This window comes from Streptomyces sp. SAS_270 (assembly GCF_052543295.1).
The window spans coordinates 71852-90340 of record NZ_JBMNDS010000021.1 but is presented as its reverse complement, the minus strand read 5'-3'; the positions used below and the strand labels follow the sequence as shown (position 1 = coordinate 90340).

The 18489-nt window shown below is 71.5% G+C and carries 16 protein-coding genes; 9 read left to right on the top strand and 7 right to left on the bottom strand.

Annotation, left to right across the window (positions count from 1 at the left end):
• Positions 1 to 154: 154 nt before the first annotated feature.
• A complete protein-coding gene (map, locus tag ACN6LB_RS16920; RefSeq protein WP_356146652.1) occupies positions 155 to 1012 on the bottom strand; it encodes a type I methionyl aminopeptidase in 858 nt (285 codons plus the stop codon).
• A gap of 58 nt (positions 1013 to 1070) precedes the next feature.
• Here map and ACN6LB_RS16915 point away from each other — a divergent pair, with 58 nt between their 5' ends.
• On the top strand, positions 1071 to 1304 hold the full coding sequence (locus ACN6LB_RS16915) for a hypothetical protein (RefSeq protein ID WP_445026591.1): 234 nt from the start codon (positions 1071 to 1073) through the stop codon (positions 1302 to 1304).
• Positions 1305 to 1331: 27 nt separating this feature from the next.
• Here the strand turns inward: ACN6LB_RS16915 and ACN6LB_RS16910 are convergent, their stop codons facing one another.
• Both ACN6LB_RS16910 and ACN6LB_RS16905 read right to left on the bottom strand, forming a co-directional pair.
• Positions 1332 to 2654, bottom strand: coding sequence for an MFS transporter (locus tag ACN6LB_RS16910; protein WP_445026589.1), 1323 nt, complete (start codon positions 2652 to 2654; stop codon positions 1332 to 1334).
• An 87-nt stretch (positions 2655 to 2741) separates the two neighbouring features.
• Positions 2742 to 3344 carry a hypothetical protein gene (locus tag ACN6LB_RS16905; RefSeq protein ID WP_445026588.1) on the bottom strand — a complete coding sequence of 201 codons (603 nt, stop codon included), beginning with the start codon at positions 3342 to 3344 and terminating at the stop codon, positions 2742 to 2744.
• A gap of 80 nt (positions 3345 to 3424) precedes the next feature.
• On the opposite strand from ACN6LB_RS16905, the gene ACN6LB_RS16900 reads away from it, so the two are divergent.
• The 3 genes from ACN6LB_RS16900 to ACN6LB_RS16890 are packed head-to-tail and all read left to right on the top strand — an operon-like array spanning position 3425 to position 5498.
• Positions 3425 to 4507: a sialidase family protein gene (locus ACN6LB_RS16900; protein ID WP_445026586.1), complete on the top strand. Its 1083-nt coding sequence runs from the start codon at positions 3425 to 3427 to the stop codon at positions 4505 to 4507.
• Positions 4508 to 4544: 37 nt separating this feature from the next.
• A complete protein-coding gene (gene npdG / locus ACN6LB_RS16895; RefSeq protein WP_445026584.1) occupies positions 4545 to 5273 on the top strand; it encodes an NADPH-dependent F420 reductase in 729 nt (242 codons plus the stop codon).
• Positions 5274 to 5330: 57 nt separating this feature from the next.
• Positions 5331 to 5498: a hypothetical protein gene (locus tag ACN6LB_RS16890; RefSeq protein WP_445026583.1), complete on the top strand. Its 168-nt coding sequence runs from the start codon at positions 5331 to 5333 to the stop codon at positions 5496 to 5498.
• 10 nt (positions 5499 to 5508) lie between these two features.
• Here the strand turns inward: ACN6LB_RS16890 and ACN6LB_RS16885 are convergent, their stop codons facing one another.
• Entirely contained in the window at positions 5509 to 6309 is an 801-nt protein-coding gene (locus ACN6LB_RS16885; protein WP_356145747.1) for a site-2 protease family protein, read from the bottom strand.
• Between the two features lie 158 nt (positions 6310 to 6467).
• Between ACN6LB_RS16885 and ACN6LB_RS16880 the strand changes: the two genes are divergently transcribed.
• Complete coding sequence (locus tag ACN6LB_RS16880; protein WP_445026581.1) at positions 6468 to 9860, top strand: AfsR/SARP family transcriptional regulator; 3393 nt, start codon at positions 6468 to 6470, stop codon at positions 9858 to 9860.
• 31 nt (positions 9861 to 9891) lie between these two features.
• Here the strand turns inward: ACN6LB_RS16880 and ACN6LB_RS16875 are convergent, their stop codons facing one another.
• The 3 genes from ACN6LB_RS16875 to panB all read right to left on the bottom strand — a co-directional run bounded on the left by ACN6LB_RS16875 (position 9892) and on the right by panB (position 12934).
• Positions 9892 to 10740 carry an ABC transporter permease gene (locus ACN6LB_RS16875; RefSeq protein ID WP_445026579.1) on the bottom strand — a complete coding sequence of 283 codons (849 nt, stop codon included), beginning with the start codon at positions 10738 to 10740 and terminating at the stop codon, positions 9892 to 9894.
• A complete protein-coding gene (locus ACN6LB_RS16870; RefSeq protein ID WP_356145756.1) occupies positions 10737 to 11759 on the bottom strand; it encodes an ATP-binding cassette domain-containing protein in 1023 nt (340 codons plus the stop codon). Before ACN6LB_RS16870 ends, ACN6LB_RS16875 begins: the two co-directional genes overlap by 4 nt.
• A 287-nt stretch (positions 11760 to 12046) precedes the next feature.
• A complete protein-coding gene (gene panB / locus ACN6LB_RS16865; RefSeq protein WP_356145759.1) occupies positions 12047 to 12934 on the bottom strand; it encodes a 3-methyl-2-oxobutanoate hydroxymethyltransferase in 888 nt (295 codons plus the stop codon).
• Positions 12935 to 13156: 222 nt separating this feature from the next.
• Here panB and ACN6LB_RS16860 point away from each other — a divergent pair, with 222 nt between their 5' ends.
• The 4 genes from ACN6LB_RS16860 to ACN6LB_RS16845 all read left to right on the top strand — a co-directional run bounded on the left by ACN6LB_RS16860 (position 13157) and on the right by ACN6LB_RS16845 (position 18124).
• Positions 13157 to 14749, top strand: a complete 1593-nt coding sequence (locus ACN6LB_RS16860) for a DHA2 family efflux MFS transporter permease subunit (RefSeq protein ID WP_445026576.1) — start codon at positions 13157 to 13159, stop codon at positions 14747 to 14749.
• A gap of 109 nt (positions 14750 to 14858) precedes the next feature.
• Positions 14859 to 15479, top strand: coding sequence for a TetR/AcrR family transcriptional regulator (locus ACN6LB_RS16855; RefSeq protein WP_445026574.1), 621 nt, complete (start codon positions 14859 to 14861; stop codon positions 15477 to 15479).
• A 200-nt stretch (positions 15480 to 15679) separates the two neighbouring features.
• On the top strand, positions 15680 to 16717 hold the full coding sequence (locus tag ACN6LB_RS16850; RefSeq protein ID WP_445026572.1) for an endonuclease/exonuclease/phosphatase family protein: 1038 nt from the start codon (positions 15680 to 15682) through the stop codon (positions 16715 to 16717).
• Positions 16718 to 16900: 183 nt separating this feature from the next.
• Positions 16901 to 18124, top strand: a complete 1224-nt coding sequence (locus ACN6LB_RS16845) for an MFS transporter (protein ID WP_445026571.1) — start codon at positions 16901 to 16903, stop codon at positions 18122 to 18124.
• The last annotated feature ends 365 nt before the right edge of the window (positions 18125 to 18489 follow it).

Genomic DNA, 18489 nt, shown 5'->3' with positions numbered 1-18489 from the left:
GGACCTCCGGGGCCTGAGCCGACCGCTTCCCGACATCCTGTCGGTAAAAACGTACCCCGGATCCCGACCGCGGCCACCTGGACGGGCCGACGAAAAAGCCCGCCCCGGGACGGGGGCGGGCTTTCTGTTTCCGGGATTCCGGGTTCCTGGGGCGCTACGGCAGTGTGAGGACCTCGGCCCCGCTCTCGGTGACGACCAGAGTGTGCTCGAACTGGGCCGTCCGCTTCCGGTCCTTCGTCACGACCGTCCAGCCGTCGTCCCACATGTCGTAGTCGTGGGTGCCGAGCGTGAGCATGGGCTCGATCGTGAACGTCATCCCGGGCTGGATGACGGTGGTCGCGTGCGGGCTGTCGTAGTGCGGAACGATCAGCCCGGAGTGGAACGAGGAGTTGATCCCGTGCCCGGTGAAGTCCCGCACCACGCCGTAGCCGAACCGCTTCGCGTACGACTCGATGACGCGGCCGATGATGTTGATCTGGCGGCCCGGCCTGACGGCCTTGATGGCGCGCGCGAGCGACTCGCGGGTGCGCTCGACGAGCAGCCTCGACTCCTCGTCGACGTCGCCGACCAGGTACGTCGCGTTGTTGTCGCCGTGCACGCCGCCGATGTACGCCGTCACGTCGAGGTTGATGATGTCGCCGTCCCGCAGCACCGTGGAGTCCGGGATGCCGTGGCAGATCACCTCGTTGACGGAGGTGCACAGCGACTTGGGGAAGCCGCGGTAACCGAGCGTCGACGGGTAGGCGCCGTGGTCGCACATGTACGCGTGCGCGACCCGGTCCAGCTCATCCGTGGTGACGCCGGGCGCGATCAGCTTCGCGGCCTCGGCCATCGCCTGCGCGGCGATGCGCCCCGCGATCCGCATCGCCTCGATCGTCTCCGGGGTCTGCACCTCGGGGCCGGTGTACGGCGTGGGGGCGGGCTTGCCCACGTACTCGGGGCGCCTGATGTTTCCCGGCACGGGACGGGTGGGAGAGAGCTCCCCTGGTACGAGCAGCGACTGGCCAGACATGCCAGCGAGTCTAACCAGCGGCCATGGGGGACCATGTCCGTGGCGAAAGGAGCCGTACATGGCCCTCTTCAAGAAGCGGACCGTCGGGAAGCCCGGCGAGTGGTACTACTGCCTGGAGCACAAGAAGGTCGAAGAAGGCCCCGAGTGCCCGGGCAAGGACCGCTTCGGGCCCTACGCCTCCCGCGCGGAGGCCGAACACGCGATGGAGACCGCCCGGGAGCGGAACCTCGAATGGGAGAACGACCCCAAGTGGCACGACGCCACGGCACAGAGCCCGGACGACGAGGGCTGAGGCGACGGTGACGGCGGCGGCCGGAGGCTACGCGGCCTCGGCCGCCGCCTGGTCCTCGGCCCGCCGCAGCTCCCGCATCCGCAGCGCGTGCTCGTTCGTGCGGACGTCGTAGGTCATCAGCTTCGGCAGGCAGAGCGCGAGGAGCCCCACCGCGCCCACGCAGAGCGCGCCGCCCGCCCAGATCGAGGTGCGCACGTTCGTCCACGCCGCCATGCCGCCGGCCCGAACCTGACCGAGCTGGGGCCCCACCGAGTACGACAGCAGCTCGATCCCGGCCAGCCGGCCGCGCAGCTCGTCCGGGATCGTCTGGTTCCACATCGCGCTGCGGAAGATCCCGCTGACCATGTCGAAGCCGCCGCCGACCACGAGGAAGAGCAGCACCAGCCATACGTCGTCCACGACCCCCGCGGCCACCATGGCGAGCCCCCACAGCGCCGCCGCGAGAGCCACCACCCGCCCGTGCCGCTGGACGCGCGAGGTCCACCCGCTGGTCAGCGTCACCAGCAGCGCCCCGGCCGGCAACGCCGCGTACATCAGTCCGAGTGACCACTCGGCGTCCAACTCGTCGGCGAGGAACGGCAGTACGGCGAGCGGCATCGCGAAGAACATCGCCGCGAGGTCGATCGCGTACGTCCCGAGAAGCTCCTTGCGGCTCCACGCGTACCGGGCGCCCTCCGCTATGGACCGCAGCGACGGCTTCGCGGCCTCGTGCGAGGCGGGTGCCGCGGCGAGCCCGACGATCAGTACGACCGACACCGCGAAGGTGGCCAGGTCGGCGGCGTAGGCCCAGCCGAGTCCGGCGTACGCCACGACGACGCCCGCCAGCGCCGGACCGGTGACCCCGCCGACGGTCCACCGCAGGGAGTTGAGGGAGGCCGCGGCCGGCAGGTGCTCGTGCGCCACGATCCGCGGGACGAGCGAGTCCAGCGCGGGCCGCTGGATCGACTCGAGCGCGGACGCCAGCGCGGCCACCCCGTACAACGGCCACACCGACGGGTGCGGCAGCAGCGTGTTGACCAGGAGCACGGCGCTCAGGACACCCTGCCCGGCCTCGGTGAGAAGGATCAGCTTCCGCTTGTCCAGGGCATCGGCGAGCGCCCCGCCGTACAACCCGAACACGATCAGCGGCACCAGCTCCACGGCCCCGATCGCGCCCACGGCCGCCACCGACCCGGTCAGCTCCTTCATCTGCACCGGCAGCGCGACGAACGTGAGGAAACTGCCGAAGCCGGTGATCAGCCCCGCCACCCACAGCCGCCGGAAATCGGCGGACGCCCGCCACGGCGCGAGATCGGGCAGCAGACCGCGCAGCCGGGCGGCGGGAGCAGGGGAGGGCGCGTCGTCACTCACGAGGGGCCATGCTCAGCGGCAACGCCCCCCGAGAGCAACCGCTTTAATCGCGAGCCGGGCCGAGGCGCCCCTGTGACAGGGGAGTCGCTACCACCGCGCCGGCGGCGGCCCCGTCAGCCGGTCCGCCAGCCGCGCCATCCGGTCGCGAAACCGCAGGCGGCCCCGCCCCTCCGGCACGGAGTTCTCCCCGGCGCCCGCACTCACCAGATGCTGCACCGTGTCGAGGTCCAGATCGGTCCCCGCGGGCACCGCCAGCGCCTCGTGCGCCATGGCGTCCAGCTCACGGTCCCCGGAGTCGAGCGCGAGCACCGTCGCCCCGGCCCGCCGGGCGTCGTGCACCCGCTCCAGCAGCGCGGCACCAGGTGCCCCGGGCGAGACGACCAGCAGCGTCTCCCCCCGCCGCGCCGCCTCGATCCGGCCGAGGCCCACGGCCAGGTGCGCGGGGTCGGAGTCCCGCGCCCGGTGCCGCACCAGCGTCGGCGTCAGCTCCGGCGTACCGGACCAGGCCGCCTCGTCCACCAGGTGTGCGGCCAGGTGCCACGGCTCGTACTCCGGCGTGCCCACGAGCAGCAGCCCGCCGCCGTACGTCACCACGGACCCGCGCAGCGCGCCCGCGAACCGCCGGGTGGCCCCCAACCACTCGGTCCCGGCGAGCACTTCACGCAGCAGCGCGACCCGTACGGCGTCCATGCGCACGCATCCTGCCGCAACCGGCCACTTGTGACCCGGAGTTCACCACGAATTCGCCCAAGTGGGGCAGGACCCGGTCCATGGCAGAGGCAAACACGGCAACCATCCCCTTCCGCGCGGGCCGTGAGGGCTACGCGAGCTTCCGGATCCCCGCTGTCGTCGTCACGCACACCGGCGCCCTGCTCGCGTTCTGCGAGGGCAGGGTCGACTCGGCCCGCGACTACGGGAACATCGACATCGTCCTGAAGCGGTCCACGGACGGCGGCCGCACCTGGGGCCCGCTCCAGGCCGCCGCCAGGAACGGCGACAACCTCGCCGGCAACCCAGCCCCCGTCGTCCTCGACACCGGCCGCGTCCTGCTGGTGCACGTCCGCTCCGCCGCCACCGCCTCCGAGGACCTCCTGCTGCGCGGCAAGGTGAAGGACGCCGACGGGCGCCGGGTCTGGGTGCAGCACAGCGACGACGACGGCGTCACCTGGTCGAACCCCAAGGAGATCACCAAGCAGGTGAAGAAGCCAGGCTGGCGCTGGTACGCGACCACCCCCGGCCACGCCCTCCAGCTCACCACCGGCCGCGTCGTCGTCCCCGGAAACCACACGCTCCCGCCCACCGGCACCGACAACGGCACCGAGCCGCAGTACAACAGCGGCCACTGCCTGCTCAGCGACGACCGCGGTGAAACCTGGTCCCTCGGCTACCTCGACGAGAACACCAACGGATACGTCAACGTCAACGAGACCACGGCCGCCGAACTCCCCGACGGCCGCGTCTACTTCAACACCCGCACCGACTCGCCCTCGCCCGGCACCCGCGCCGACGCGTACTCGACGGACGGCGGCCGCACCCTCGTCAAGCCCTTCCGCCCCCAGGCAGGCCTTGCCGGTCCCGTCGTCCAGGGCAGCGTCCTCCAACTCCGCGACCCCGACCTGCTCCTCTACTCCGGCCCCGCCGACCCCGCCACCCGCGCCCTGATGACCGTCCGCGCCTCCACCGACTCCGGCATCACCTGGCGCACCGCGCACACGGTCGACGGGCTGCCCGCCGCCTACTCCGACCTCGTCCGCGTCGACGCCACGACCGTCGGTCTCCTGCACGAGAGCGGCGACTTCGGCGCGTACGAGACGATCGCCTTCCGCCGCATCCCCGTGACCGCCCTCACCTGACCGCCACCGGCCGCATCCACGCACGTAAGGTCGGCCCATGACCTCTACCGACAGTGCACAGCAGCCCGCCGCAGACGCCCCCGCGAAGGCTCCGGCCAAGGACCCGTGGGACCTTCCGGACGTGTCCGGTCTCGTCGTCGGTGTGCTCGGCGGCACCGGCCCGCAGGGCAAGGGCCTCGCCTACCGGCTCGCCAAGGCCGGCCAGAAGGTGATCATCGGCTCCCGCGCCGCGGACCGCGCGCAGGCGGCCGCCGACGAGCTCGGCCACGGTGTCGAGGGCGCCGACAACGCCGAGACCGCCCGGCGCAGCGACATCGTGATCGTCGCCGTACCGTGGGACGGACACGGCAAGACGCTGGAGTCGCTGCGCGAGGAGCTGGCCGGAAAGCTCGTCGTCGACTGCGTCAACCCGCTCGGCTTCGACAAGAAGGGCGCCTACGCGCTCAAGCCCGAGGAGGGCAGCGCCGCCGAACAGGCCGCCGCCCTGCTGCCCGACTCGCGGGTGGCCGCCGCCTTCCACCACCTCTCCGCCGTCCTCCTGCAGGACCCGGAGATCGTGGAGATCGACACGGATGTCATGGTCCTCGGCGAGGAGCGGGCCGACGTGGAGCTCGTGCAGGCGCTGGCCGGCCGCATCCCCGGTATGCGCGGCGTGTTCGCCGGACGGCTGCGCAATGCCCACCAGGTCGAGTCGCTGGTCGCGAACCTGATCTCCGTCAACCGCCGCTACAAGGCGCACGCGGGCCTGCGCGTCACGGACGTCTGAGCGCATGGGGGACACTGGATGCCACCAGCAGTGTCCCCCGACAGGAGAACCGGTTCCATGCCCCGTCTCGCCCTCTATGCCCTCGTGGTCTGCGCGCTGTCCGTGGCCGCGGCCGTCGTCTCCTTCGCGCAGGGCAGCTGGCTGGGGATCGTGTGGGTGCTGCTGGCGGGGCTGTCGTCCAACATGTGCTGGTACTACGCGCGGCGCGGCAAGGCGCGGGGCTGAGCGGGCTCCGTCAGGGGCTGACCTGGCAGAACTCGTTCGTGCCCTGCCAGAAGCGGTACATCTCCTGGCCGCAGTACGACTCGTAGTCCGTGATCCCGAGGCTGCTCAGGATCGAGTCGATCACGTCGAAGAACTCGCGGTTCACCGACGGGACCCACAGCAGCGCGAACACGAACAGCAGACCGAACGGGGCGAACGGCTCCACCTGGCGCTTCACGTTGTACGACAGCCAGGGCTCGATCACGCCGTAGCCGTCCAGCCCCGGCACCGGCAGGAAGTTCAGGATCGCGGCCGTGACCTGGAGCAGGGCGAGGAAGGCCAGCGCGAAGCGGAAGTCGCGCGGCACCCCGTCCAGCGCGTCCAGCCAGAACGGCGCCGTGCACGCGACCGCGAACAGGACGTTCGTCAGCGGGCCCGCCGCCGAGATCAGGCTGTGCTTCCAGCGGCCCTGGATACGGCCCCGCTCGATGAACACCGCGCCACCCGGCAGACCGATCCCGCCCATGATCACGAAGATCACCGGCAGCACGATGCTGAGCAGGGCGTGCGTGTACTTGAGCGGGTTGAGCGTCAGATAACCCTTCGCGCCGATCGAGATGTCACCGCTGTGCAGTGCCGTACGAGCGTGCGCGTACTCGTGCAGACACAGCGAGACGATCCACGCGGCCGTGACGAACAGGAACACCGCCACGCCGGGCTGCTCGGCGAACCCCGTCCAGGTCGCCCAGCCCGTCACCGCCGTGACGGCAACGATCCCGACGAAGACGGGGCTGATCCTCCGGTCGCTGCGGCGGGATGCGGCGGTGGTCATGAAGAGGGCTCCTGGTGTGGGCTGCGAGTGTGCGGGTCGACCGTACCGGTGGTGTGGGGGGAACGTCCTACGGAGGGCGGGAGGTTCCTGGCAGCCGATATTCATGCACGTCCGAAACCCCGGAGCGGCGCCGGGTCCTCCCCGTAGACAATGGACCCGTGCGCTACCGCATCCTCGGCACCACCCAAGCACTCCGCCCCGACGGCACGGCCGTCCCGCTCGGCGGGGCGCGGCTGCGCGCCCTGCTGACCGTGCTCGCTCTGCGGCCCGGGCGCCTGGTGCCCGCGGCCGTCCTGGTCGACGAGGTGTGGCGCGGCGAGCCGCCCTCCGACGCGACCGGCGCGCTGCAGGCCCTGGTGGGGCGGCTGCGCAGGGCGCTCGGGCCGGACGCGATCGGGTCCGTGGACGGCGGCTACCGGCTCGCCGCGTCCGCCGACGACATCGACCTGCACCGCTTCGAGCGGCTCGCGGGGGAGGGCGCCCGCGCGCTCGCCGACGGCGACCCCGCCAAGGCGGCCGTGGTCCTCGACGACGCCCTCGCCCTGTGGCACGGGCCGCCCCTCGCCGACCTGCCCGACCGCACCGCCGAGTCGGCCCGCTGGGAGACGCGCCGTCTCGACGCGCGCCGCGCCCGCCTCACCGCGGCCCTCGCCCTCGGCCGCGCCGAGCAGGCCCTGCCCGAACTCACCGCCCTCTGCGACGGCCATCCCCTCGACGAACCCCTCCAGGCCCTGCGCATGCGCGCGTTGCGCGACCTGGGCCGTCCGGCGGAGGCACTGGCCGCCTACGAGGACGTACGCCGCCTGCTGGCGGACCGCCTGGGATCCGATCCGGGCCCCGAACTGCGGGCGCTGCACGGGGAGTTGCTGAGCCCGGACACCGGGTCGGACGCACCGCCGTCCGCGTACCCCGAGGTGGACGGACAGCAACCGTACGAGGCCTCGAGCGCCGACGGACGCTTCGCCGCCGACGCGAACGAAGCGGCCACCGGCTCCGCCGTCCTCTCCCGGACCCGCACCGGCTCCCCGACTCCGCCCACGCCCCCCGGCAACCTCCGCGCCCGCCTGACCTCCTTCGTCGGCCGGGACGCCGACATCGAGGCCATCCGGGGCGATCTCGCGGCGGCGCGGCTCGTGACGTTGCTCGGGCCCGGCGGGGCCGGGAAGACACGGTTGTCGCAGGAGGCGGCGGAGGCCGTGGCGTACGCGGCGCGGGACGGGGTGTGGCTGGCCGAGCTCGCGCCGGTCGACGATCCGAAGGCCGTGCCCGAGACCGTGCTCACCGCCGTCGGGGCGCGCGAGACGGTGCTGCGCGGCGCCGGCGCGGAGGAGATGCGCGCCGTCGCCGACCGGCACGACGACCCCCTCGTGCGGCTCGCCGAGCACTGCGCCAGGCGCCGCATGCTGCTGATCCTCGACAACTGCGAGCATGTCGTGGACGCCGCCGCGCACCTCGTCGAGGCGCTGCTGGAGCGCTGCCCGGAGCTGACGGTGCTGGCGACGAGCCGCGAACCCCTCGGCGTACCGGGGGAGTTGCTGCGACCCGTGGAACCGCTGCCCGAACCGTTCGCCCTGCGGCTGCTCGCCGACCGGGGCGCCGCCGCCCGGCCCGGCTTCCGGATCGACACCGACGACGAGACCGCGGCGGCGGCCGCCGAGATCTGCCGCCGCCTCGACGGACTGCCGCTCGCCATCGAGCTGGCCGCCGCCCGGCTCAGGATGTTGACGCTCCGCCAGATCGCCGACCGGCTCGACGACCGGTTCCGGCTGCTGACATCGGGCAGCCGTACGGTCCTGCCGCGCCAGCAGACCCTGCGGGCCGTCGTCGACTGGTCCTGGGACCTGCTCGATCAGGACGAACGCGGCACGCTGGGACGGCTGTCCGTGTTCGCGGGCGGCTGCGACCTCGCCGCCGCCGAAGCCGTCTGCGGACCCGCCGCCCTGGAGGCGCTCGGCTCCCTCGTCGACAAGTCCCTTGTCGTCGCGGCCCCTTCGGGCGACGGAGCGATGCGCTACCGCCTCCTGGAGACCGTCGCCGAGTACGCGGGCGAACGCCTCGACGAGTCGGGGCAGCGGGCGGCCGCCGAACGCGCCCACCTCACGTACTACCGCGAACTCGCCCGCACCACCGACCCGTTGCTGCGCGGCCCCGACCAACGCGCGGCCGTGGAACGGCTGGAACTGGAGTCGGAGAACGTACGCGCCGCCCTCCAGCGCGCGGTCGCCGCGCGCGACGAGCAGGAGGCGCTCTGCCTCGTCCTCTCACTGGCCTGGTACTGGCAGATCCGCGATCTGCGCATCGCCGCCCGCCACTGGTCCCAAGAGGTCATGGCCCTCTTCCCCGACCCCTTCGCCGAGCCCGTACGGCAGGCCGCCCCGCTCTACGAGACCTGCACCGACTCCCCGCCGCCGATGCGCCCCGAGGTCCTCGACGAGGCCCGGCGCGGCGTGCACCTCGTCCATCTCGCCTGCATGGACATGGATCTGGACGCCTGGCAGGGCCCGCAGGGCCAGGCGAAGCTGCGCGTCATCAGCGAGACCTACAGCCCGGGTCTCCCGCAGACCTGCCGCAGCCCCGGCAACCTCTGGTTCTACGCCGTGATGCTGACCGGAGACATGGAACGGATGCGCGCCGTCATCGACGAGAACGTCCGCACCTGCCGCGAACTCGGCTACCAGTGGGAGCTGGCCCTCTGCCTCCAGACCCGCGCCAACATGCTGGCCAACCGGGCCTCCTGGGCGGGCGACGCGGCCCGCGACGCCGACGAGGCGCTGGAGGTCTTCACCCGCCTCCAGGACGCCTGGGGCTGCGCCGAGGCCCTCTCCGCGCGCGGCGAGGCCCATGAGCGCCGGGGCGAGTACCCGCTCGCCGCCGCGGACTACGCGGAGGCGATCACGTACGCCGAACGGCTCGGCGCCCGAGCCCAGATGGCGGTGCTCAGCGCCCGGCTCGGCGGCGTGCTCATCGAGTCGGGGGAAGCCGAGCGCGGCGAGCGGATGCTGCGCGAGGTCCTGGAGCGTGGCGACGGAACCGTCAACGAGGCGATGCCCGCCTCCCGTCTGTTCCTCGCGATGTGGCTGGGCCGCACCGGCCGGCTCGACGAGGCGCGCGAGCAGATGCGGCTGCTGCGCGAGAACTTCGAGGCCGTCACCTTCGTCGTGTTCGACGGGTTCGTGCTGGGCGTGGAGGCCTGGCTGGACGCGATGGCCGGGCAGTACGGGCCCGCCCTGGACAAGGCGCGGCAGGCGATGTCGCGGGCCACCGACTCCCTGTCGCAGGTGATCGCCCCGCAGTTGGTCGCCGCACACCTGACCACCGCCGCCATCGCCCTCACCGGGCTGGACGACGGCCACCGTGTCCGGGACGCGGCCGTGCTGCTCGGCGCCGCCGACCACCTGTTGCCGCCGGGCCACTTCGTGGGTCCGATGGAGGACGAGGTGCGCGCCCGCGCGGAGGCGGGCGTGCGGGCACTGTTGGACGACGCGGCGTATCGGGCGGCGTACGCGGAGGGCGGCGGGCTCTCCGCTGAGGAGGCCGCCGCCCTCATCTGACGCGGACCGGGGGGCTGTTGCGTGGTGACCGTCAGGTCTTGGTGGTGAACTTGCGGATGGCGATCGGTGCCATGACCGCGGTGAGGACGGCCGCCCAGATCAGGGTCACCAGCACGTCATGGGCGATCGGCTGGCCGCCGTTCATCAGGCCGCGGGCGGCGTCCGCCAGCGACGAGAGCGGGTTGTAGTCGGTGAATGCCTGGAGCCAGCCGGGCATGGTGTCGGTCGGGGCGAAGATGGACGAACCGAACTGCAGAGGGAACAGCACGAGGAACCCCATTGCCTGGATGGACTGGGCGTTCTTCATCACCACGCCCATGGTCAGGAAGATCCACATGATGCCGAAGCCGAAGACGACCGCGAGTCCGACGGCGGCGAACAGCCCGGCGACGCTCGACACGGAAAGGCCGAGGATGAAGCCCACCGTGAGCAGCACGGCCGTGGCGACCAGCATGCGGCACAGCTCCACCGTGATCTTGGCGATCAGGACCGAGGAGCGGGCGATCGGCAGGGACCGGAAGCGGTCCATCACGCCCGTCTGGAAGTCCTGACTGAAGCCGGTGCCGACTCCCATGGCGATGTTCATGCCCATCATCGCCATCAGGCCGGGGACCACGTAGTTGACGTACTCCTCCTGGTTGCCCTTGCCCGCGATCGAGCCGCCGAAGACGAAGACGAACAGCAGGCAGAAGACGATCGGCATCAGGATCGCGTCGAACATCGACTCCGGGTCCTGGCGGATCCACAGCAGGTTGCGGCGGACCAGGGCGCCGATGTGGCGCAGGTTGCCGCGGAGCCCGATCCGGCCGTCGTGCTGGTCGCCGGACAACTGCTGGCCGGGCTGGGGCTGTTGGGGCTTGGTGAGGGTGGCGGTGCTCATACGGCGACCTCCGCGAGTTCGGGGGACGCGTCCTGCGGGGCACCGGCCTTGTGGCCGGTGAGGGACAGGAACACCTCGTCCAGGCTGGGCAGTTCGGTGGTGATGCCGGCGAGCGTGATGCCGCGGGCGGTGAGTGCGCCGACCACCGCGGTCAGTTGCTCGTCGCTGAGGATCTGGACGACGACGGAGCCGGTCTCGACCTCCACGGTCGCGTTGCCGGGGCCGGTGAGGCCGAAGTCGTCGAGCGCCGCCGCCGTCGGGCGCAGCTGCAACGGATCCGCGGGGCGGATGCGCAGGGTGCGTCCGCCGACCCGGGCCTTGAGCTCGTCGACACGGCCGTTGGCGATGACCTTGCCGTGGTCGATGACCGTCAGCTCGTTGGCGAGCTGCTCGGCCTCCTCCATGTACTGGGTCGTGAGCAGCACGGTGGCGCCGTCGGCCACCATGCGCTTGACCTCCTGCCACACCTCGTTGCGGGTGCGCGGGTCCAGGCCGGTCGTCGGCTCGTCCAGGTACAGGACGGCCGGGTTGCCGATCATGGACGCGGCGAGGTCGAGACGGCGGCGCATACCGCCGGAGTAGGTGGATGCCGGGCGCCTGGCCGCATCGGTGAGCGAGAAGCGCTCCAGCAGCTCGTCGGCGCGGCGGCGGGCGTCCTTGCGGGGCAGGTCGAGGAGGCGCCCGATCAGGTAGAGGTTCTCCCAGCCGGGGAGCTTCTCGTCGACCGAGGCGTACTGGCCGGTGAGCCCTATGACGCGGCGCAGCTGGCGGGGCTGCTTCAGCACGTCGTACCCGGCGACCGTCGCATGGCCGGAGTCGGGGGTGATCAGGGTGGACAGAATGCGTACGAGGGTGGTCTTGCCGGCGCCATTGGGACCGAGCACACCGAGGACGGTGCCCTCATGGACGTCCAGGTCGACGCCGTCCAGCGCCTTGGTCTCGCCGTAGTGCTTGACCAGCCCCCGAACGGTGACGGCGCTCTTCGCGCCGCTACTGGGGTTCTTGTCGATTCGCGTCATGCCGATGACGGTCCCAGGCCCCACCGACAAACCACCGACAGTTCACCGACAGCAGTCCGGGCCTGCTGACAGATCACCGACAGCCGTCGGCAGGGGGCCAGGCTCTTGAAACACGCACACACCGCAACCACCCATTGAGCAACCCCGACGGCGAGCAATTGGGTCCGCGAGAGCGGCGCCGGTTTAGGCGCAAAAAAAGGGACAGCCCGCCGATGGGGGAAGTTCGGCGGGCTGTCCTGGTGCCACAGTGGTCTTCAGCGGCCTTCAGCGGCCGCCTTCGGTGTTCCTCAGTGGACGGAGTGCTCCTCCTGGGGGAACGTTCCGCCGACGACGTCCTCGGCGAAGGCGCGCGCCGCGTCGCCCATGACCGACCGCAGGTTGGCGTACTGCTTCACGAACTTCGGCATCCTGCCGCCGGTCAGCCCGAGCATGTCGGTCCAGACGAGGACCTGTGCGTCCGTCTCCGGACCCGCGCCGATGCCGACCGTGGGGATGTGCAGGGTGCGGGTGACCTCGGCGGCGAGCTCCGCCGGGACGAGCTCCAGGACGACGGCGAAGGCGCCCGCGTCCTGGACGGCCTTGGCATCGCGCAGCAGCTGCTGGGCGGCTTCCTCGCCGCGGCCCTGGACGCGGTAGCCCATGGAGTTCACGGACTGCGGGGTCAGGCCGATGTGCGCCATGACCGGGATGCCGGACTCGACCAGCAGCTCGATCTGGCGGTGCGAGCGCTCGCCGCCCTCCAGCTTCACCGCGCCCACCCCGGCCTCCTTGACCAGGCGGGTGGCGGAGCGCAGGGCCTGCACCGGGCCTTCCTGGTAGGAGCCGAAGGGCAGGTCGCCCACGATGAGGGCGCGCGAGGTGCCGCGTACGACCGCGGCCGAGAGCATGGTCATCTCGTCGAGGGTGACGGGCACGGTGGTCTCGTATCCGAGGTGGCAGTTGCCCGCCGAGTCGCCGACCAGCATGACCGGGATGCCGGCCTCGTCGAAGACGGACGCGGTCATCGCGTCGTACGCGGTGAGCATGGGCCACTTCTCGCCGCGCTCCTTGGCGGCGGTGATGTCGCGGACCGTGATACGGCGGGTGCTCTTGCCTCCGTACAGCGCTTTGCTGCTGTCGGTGGTCTTGAGGACACCCTCCGCAGGCTGCTTCGTGGCAGCCGAAAGCTGCGTCATCGCAACGGCTCCTTCAGTCATCTCGAGGCACCCTGACGGCGTCCCCGGATCACCTCCATGGTGGCACTTCGTGTCACGCGCGGCTAGAGCGGGTCGAGCGACGCAGGTCATAGTCGAGCGCCGGTCCACCGGGACGGGGCAGCCTGAGCGCGTTCGTAAGGTTTCCGTAAAGCATTTTCGATACGAGACGGTGCCGTATCGAAATTCGCTAGGCTGACCTTCATGACAACTTCCGCTGCCCCCGCCGAACGGCGAGTGCCCGAGGCGGTCCACCGGCGCCGCTGGGCCATCCTCGGCGTCCTCATGCTCAGCCTGCTGATCGTGGTGCTCGACAACTCGATCCTGAACGTCGCGATCAAGACGATCTCGACCCCGGCGCCCGTCGGCCTCGGCGCCACCCAGGGCGAGCTGGAGTGGGCCATCAACGCCTACACGCTCGTCTTCGCCGGCCTGCTCTTCACCGCGGGCCTGCTCGGCGACCGGCTCGGCCGCAAGAAGGTGCTGCTCGCCGGTCTCGCCGCCTTCGGCATCGGCTCGGCGCTCGCCGCCGAGTCCGGCTCGCCGGTCCAGCTCATCGTGTTCCGCGCGGTGATGGGCTTCGGGGCCGCCTTCGTGATGCCCGCCACCCTCGCCGTCCTGATGAACGTCTTCGAGCGCGAGGAGCAGCCCAAGGCCATCGGCATCTGGGCCGGCGGCGTCGGCCTCGCCATCGCGATCGGCCCGATCACCGGCGGCGTCCTCCTCGACCACTTCTGGTGGGGCTCGGTCTTCCTCATCAACGTGCCGATCGTGCTGCTCGCGCTCGGCCTGATGTTCTGGCTCGTCCCCGACTCCCGCGACCCGAACCCCGGCCGTCTCGACCCGGTCGGCGTCGTCCTGTCGGTCATCGGCCTCGTCCTTCTCGTCTACGGCATCATCAAGGGCGGCCAGCTCGCCGACTTCACCGACGCGACGGTCCTCGCGACGATCGCGGCCGGCCTCGCGGTGCTCGCCCTCTTCGTCGTGTACGAGAAGCGCAGCGACCACCCGTCCATCGACGTCTCGTACTTCAAGAACAAGGTCTTCTCGGCCGCCATCTCCGCCATAGCGCTGGTCTTCTTCGCGCTGATGGGCGTGACCTTCTTCTCGGTCTTCTACACCCAGAGCGTGCGGGGCTACTCGCCGCTGCAGACCGGTCTGCTGATGCTGCCGCTCGCCGCCGCCCAGATCATCTTCGCGCCGCGGGCCCGGCTGGTGGTCGAGCGCTTCGGCAACCGCGCCACGTGCACGGCGGGCATGCTGATCATCGCCGCGATGCTCGCCGCGTTCGCCACGCTGGAGACCGACACGCCGATCTGGCTCCTGGAGGTCATCTTCTTCTTCATGGGCACCGGTATGGCGCACATCATGACCCCGACCAGCGTCGTCATCATGCAGGCCCTGCCGCGTGAGAAGGCGGGCTCCGCGTCCGCGCTCAGCAACACCTTCCGCCAGGTCGGCGGCGCGCTCGGCATCGCGGTCCTCGGCTCGGTGCTCTCCACCACGTACCGCAACGGCATCGAGGACAAGCTCTCCCTGGTTCCCCCGGGCCTGCGCCACACCGCGGGCGAGTCCATCGAGGCGACCCTCGGCATCGCCGCCAGGTCCGGCGCCAACGGCAAGGCCCTCGTCGGCTCGGCCAACGACGCCTTCCTGCACGCCATGCACGTCACGGCCCTGGGCGGCGCGGCCGTCGCGGTCGTCGGTGCCGTGGTGGTCGCCCTGTTCCTGCCGGGCCGCACGCCGGCCCCTCAGGAGGGCAAGGAGGAGACGGAGTTGGTGACAGCGGACCACTGAGCGGACCCAGGCGGAAGGCGGGCACCCGAGGCGCCGGGTGCCCGCACACGCAGTGCACCAGCGAGAATCACGGGGGAGCAGTACAGGGCTACGAAGAAACGGAGTCGACGTGAGCCTCGCCAACAGCCGTCCCCGGCAAGAGGGCCCCGCTCGGGGCCGCCCCCGCAGCGAGGCGGTGGAACACTCCATCCTCGAAGGCGTGATGAAGCTCCTGGAGGAGGGCGTGCCGCTCTCGGAGCTGTCCATCGAGCGCGTCGCGCGCACCGCCGGCGTCGGCAAGGCGACCATCTACCGACGCTGGCGCGGCAAGGAGGAGCTCTTCGTCGACGTCCTGCGCGCCGCCGAGCCCCCGGATCCGGAACTGCCGGGCACCTCCATGCGCGACGACCTCATCGTCCTGCTGGAGTCGCTGCGCCAACGCGGCCTGGTCACCCGCTCGTCGGCGATCCTGCACAACGTCTACGCCCAGATGAAGAGCAGCCCGAAGATCTGGGCCGCGTACCACGCCACGGTGATCGACCCGAGGCGCCGGATGGGCACCGACGTACTGCGCCGCGGCCAGTTGAACGGTGAACTCCGCGACGACGTCGACATCGACCTGCTCAACGACCTCTTCGTCGGCCCCCTGCTCGTGCGCTCCGTCATGCGCCCCGACGCCGAACTCCCCGAGGATCTCGCCCAACAGGTGGTCGACCGGCTCCTCGAAGGGCTGCGCCCACCCGCGCCGTAGCCCACGCGGCGCGCCGGGGCCGAATGTGCGCGTTTCGTCACAGAGGCCGCGCGATACGCCCGCATTCGGAACTTCGAACGCCGTGTTGGTCGTCCTCGTGCCCGTACGGCCGTCAGGAGACGGCAGGATCGACACCGATCATCCCCTAGGGTCGTAACCGAGGGGCAGACGGTGTGCACGGCAGGTTGTGAGGCGACGGTATGGCGCAGGCGTATGTGGCGGAGACGGACAACGGCGGCTCGGGGGCCGAGCGTCGAGGTTCCCGGCTTCGGCGCCTGTTCGACGGCTGGAGAGGCGATCGCGGCATCTGGCGCCGCGGTCTGATCCTGGCCGCGCTCGCGATCGTCCTCGCGCTGGTGATGCTGCTGCACTCACGCATCCCCAACAGGATCGGCAACCTCGGCAGTCTGACGGAGACGTTCCTGCCCTGGCTGGGCATTTTCGTCCCGATCCTGCTGATCCTGGCGTTCGTACGGAAGTCGGTGACCGCCCTGATCGCGGTGCTGCTGCCCGTGACGGTCTGGCTGAACCTCTTCGGCGGCCTGCTCACCGACAAGACCGGCAGCGGCGGCGACCTGACCGTCGCCACGCACAACGTCAACGCGGACAACCCGGACCCGTCCGGCACGGCCCGCGACGTGGCCGCGTCCGGCGCCGACGTGCTGGCCCTCGAAGAGCTCACGCAGACCGCCGTCCCGGTGTACGAGAAGGCGCTCGCGGCCACGTACAAGTACCACTCCGTGCAGGGCACCGTCGGACTGTGGAGCAAGTACCCGCTGAGCGGTGCGAAGCCGGTGGGCATCAAGCTGGGCTGGACGCGCGCGATGCGGGCGACGGTGAGCGCACCCGCCGGACAGGTCGCGGTCTACGTCGCCCACCTGCCCTCCGTGCGCGTGAAGCTGGAGGCCGGGTTCACCGCGCGGCAGCGCGACAAGAGCGCCAACGCGCTCGGCGAGGCGATCGCCGACGAGAAGCTGAGCCGGAAGATCCTGCTGGGCGACCTCAACGGCACCATGAACGACCGCGCGCTCAACGGCGTCACGTCCCAGATGCGCTCCACGCAGGGCGCGGCGGGCAGCGGGTTCGGGTTCAGCTGGCCGGCGTCGTTCCCGATGGCCCGGATCGATCAGATCATGGTCCAGGGCGTCGACCCCGTGACCTCGTGGACCCTGCCGGAGACGGGCAGCGACCACCTGCCGGTCGCCGCACGGGTGAAGCTCGCCGCCGGCGACTCCTGACCGGTGTGACCAGCGCCTCCCGACCGCGGTGACCAGCGGTTCCTGACCGCTGCGCGCAGCCGATCCGACTCTCCTGGATCACGCACCCTCAACCTCCTGGAATACTGGGCCCGAGAGACTTTGTTCCGCAGATGAACTTTCCTCTGCGGAACCCCGCTCGTCCCCCTCGAAAGGCCCCTCTTCATGCCCCTGGCCCTGCTCGCCCTCGCCGTGGGCGCCTTCGGCATCGGCACCACCGAGTTCGTGATGATGGGCCTGCTGCCCGAAGTCGCGGACGACCTCCACATATCGATCCCCGTCGCGGGACACCTGGTCTCGGCGTACGCGCTGGGCGTGGTGATCGGCGCCCCGCTGCTCGCCGCGGCCACCGCCCGGATGTCCCGCCGCAAGGTCCTGATCGCCCTGATGGGCCTGTTCGTCGCGGGCAACGCCCTCTCGGCGTTCGCCCCCGACTACCACTGGCTGCTCGCCGCCCGCTTCCTGAGCGGGCTGCCGCACGGCGCGTTCTTCGGCGTCGGCGCGGTCGTCGCCACCGGCCTTGTGACCCCCGAGCGCAAGGCCCGCTCCGTCTCGCTGATGTTCCTCGGCCTCACCGTCGCCAACATCGCGGGCGTGCCGGTCGCCACCCTCATGGGGCAGCACCTCGGCTGGCGGGCCACGTTCCTGGGCGTCAGCGCGATCGGCCTGGCCGCCATCGCCTCCCTCGCCCTGCTGATCCCGCACGACCACGCCCACGCGCCGAAGGCCGGCCTGCGCGGTGAGCTGGCCGCGCTGCGCTCCCTCCCCGTCTGGCTCGCCCTCGGTACGACGGTGGCGGGGTTCGGGGCCCTGTTCTCCGCGTACAGCTACATCACGCCGATGCTCACGGACTCCGCCGGGTACGCCGACGGCAGCGTGACCCTGCTCCTCGCGCTCTTCGGGGTGGGCGCGACGGCCGGCAACCTGCTGGGCGGCCGCCTCGCGGACCACTCCCTGCGTGGCACCCTCTTCAGCGGACTCGCGTCCCTCGTCGCCGTCCTCGCGCTCTTCCCGGTCCTCATGTCCACGCAGTGGAGTGCGGCGGTCGGTGTGACGCTCCTCGGCATGGCCGCGTTCGTCACGGGATCCCCGCTCCAGCTGATGGTCATGGAGAAGGCCTCCGCCGCCCCCTCCCTGGCGTCCTCCGCCAACCAGGCCGCGTTCAACCTCGCCAACGCGGGGGGTGCCTGGATCGGGGGACTCGCCCTCGCGGCGGGCTTCGGCGCGACGTCCCCCGCCGTGGCGGGCGCTGCCCTCGCGGTCCTCGGCCTCGCGGTCGCCGCGACCGCCTACGCCGTCGACCGCCGCCGCGCCCTCGGCACCACGTCCACCCCGGGCCGCCTCATCGCCACCCACGTCCCCACCCACCAGGAGTCGGCCCACGCCTGAGCCGGGCGCCCCTCCGGGGCGGGTGGGCAAACCCCTCTCACCCCTGGTTTGAACGCTCACCCGGGGTGGGTGGGCAAACCCCGGGTACCCCTTGTTTCCTTGTCACCCGGTGTGGGTGTCGGCCGGGGGTGGGTCACGCAGCCCGGCGTTTACGGGGTGCCGCTGCGCCCACCCGTGCCGCCCCTGGCGGCACGATTGCCCGCAGTAACGCGGCTTCGCCGGCCCCCCGGCGTCACACGCACCCCCGCTGCGTGGGTGGGCAGCCGCCCCCAGCTCCACGCCCGCCCGCAGTAACGCGGCTTCGCCGTCCCCCGGCACCCCACGCACCCGCCGCTGCTGGGTGGGCAGCCGCCCCTAGCTCCACG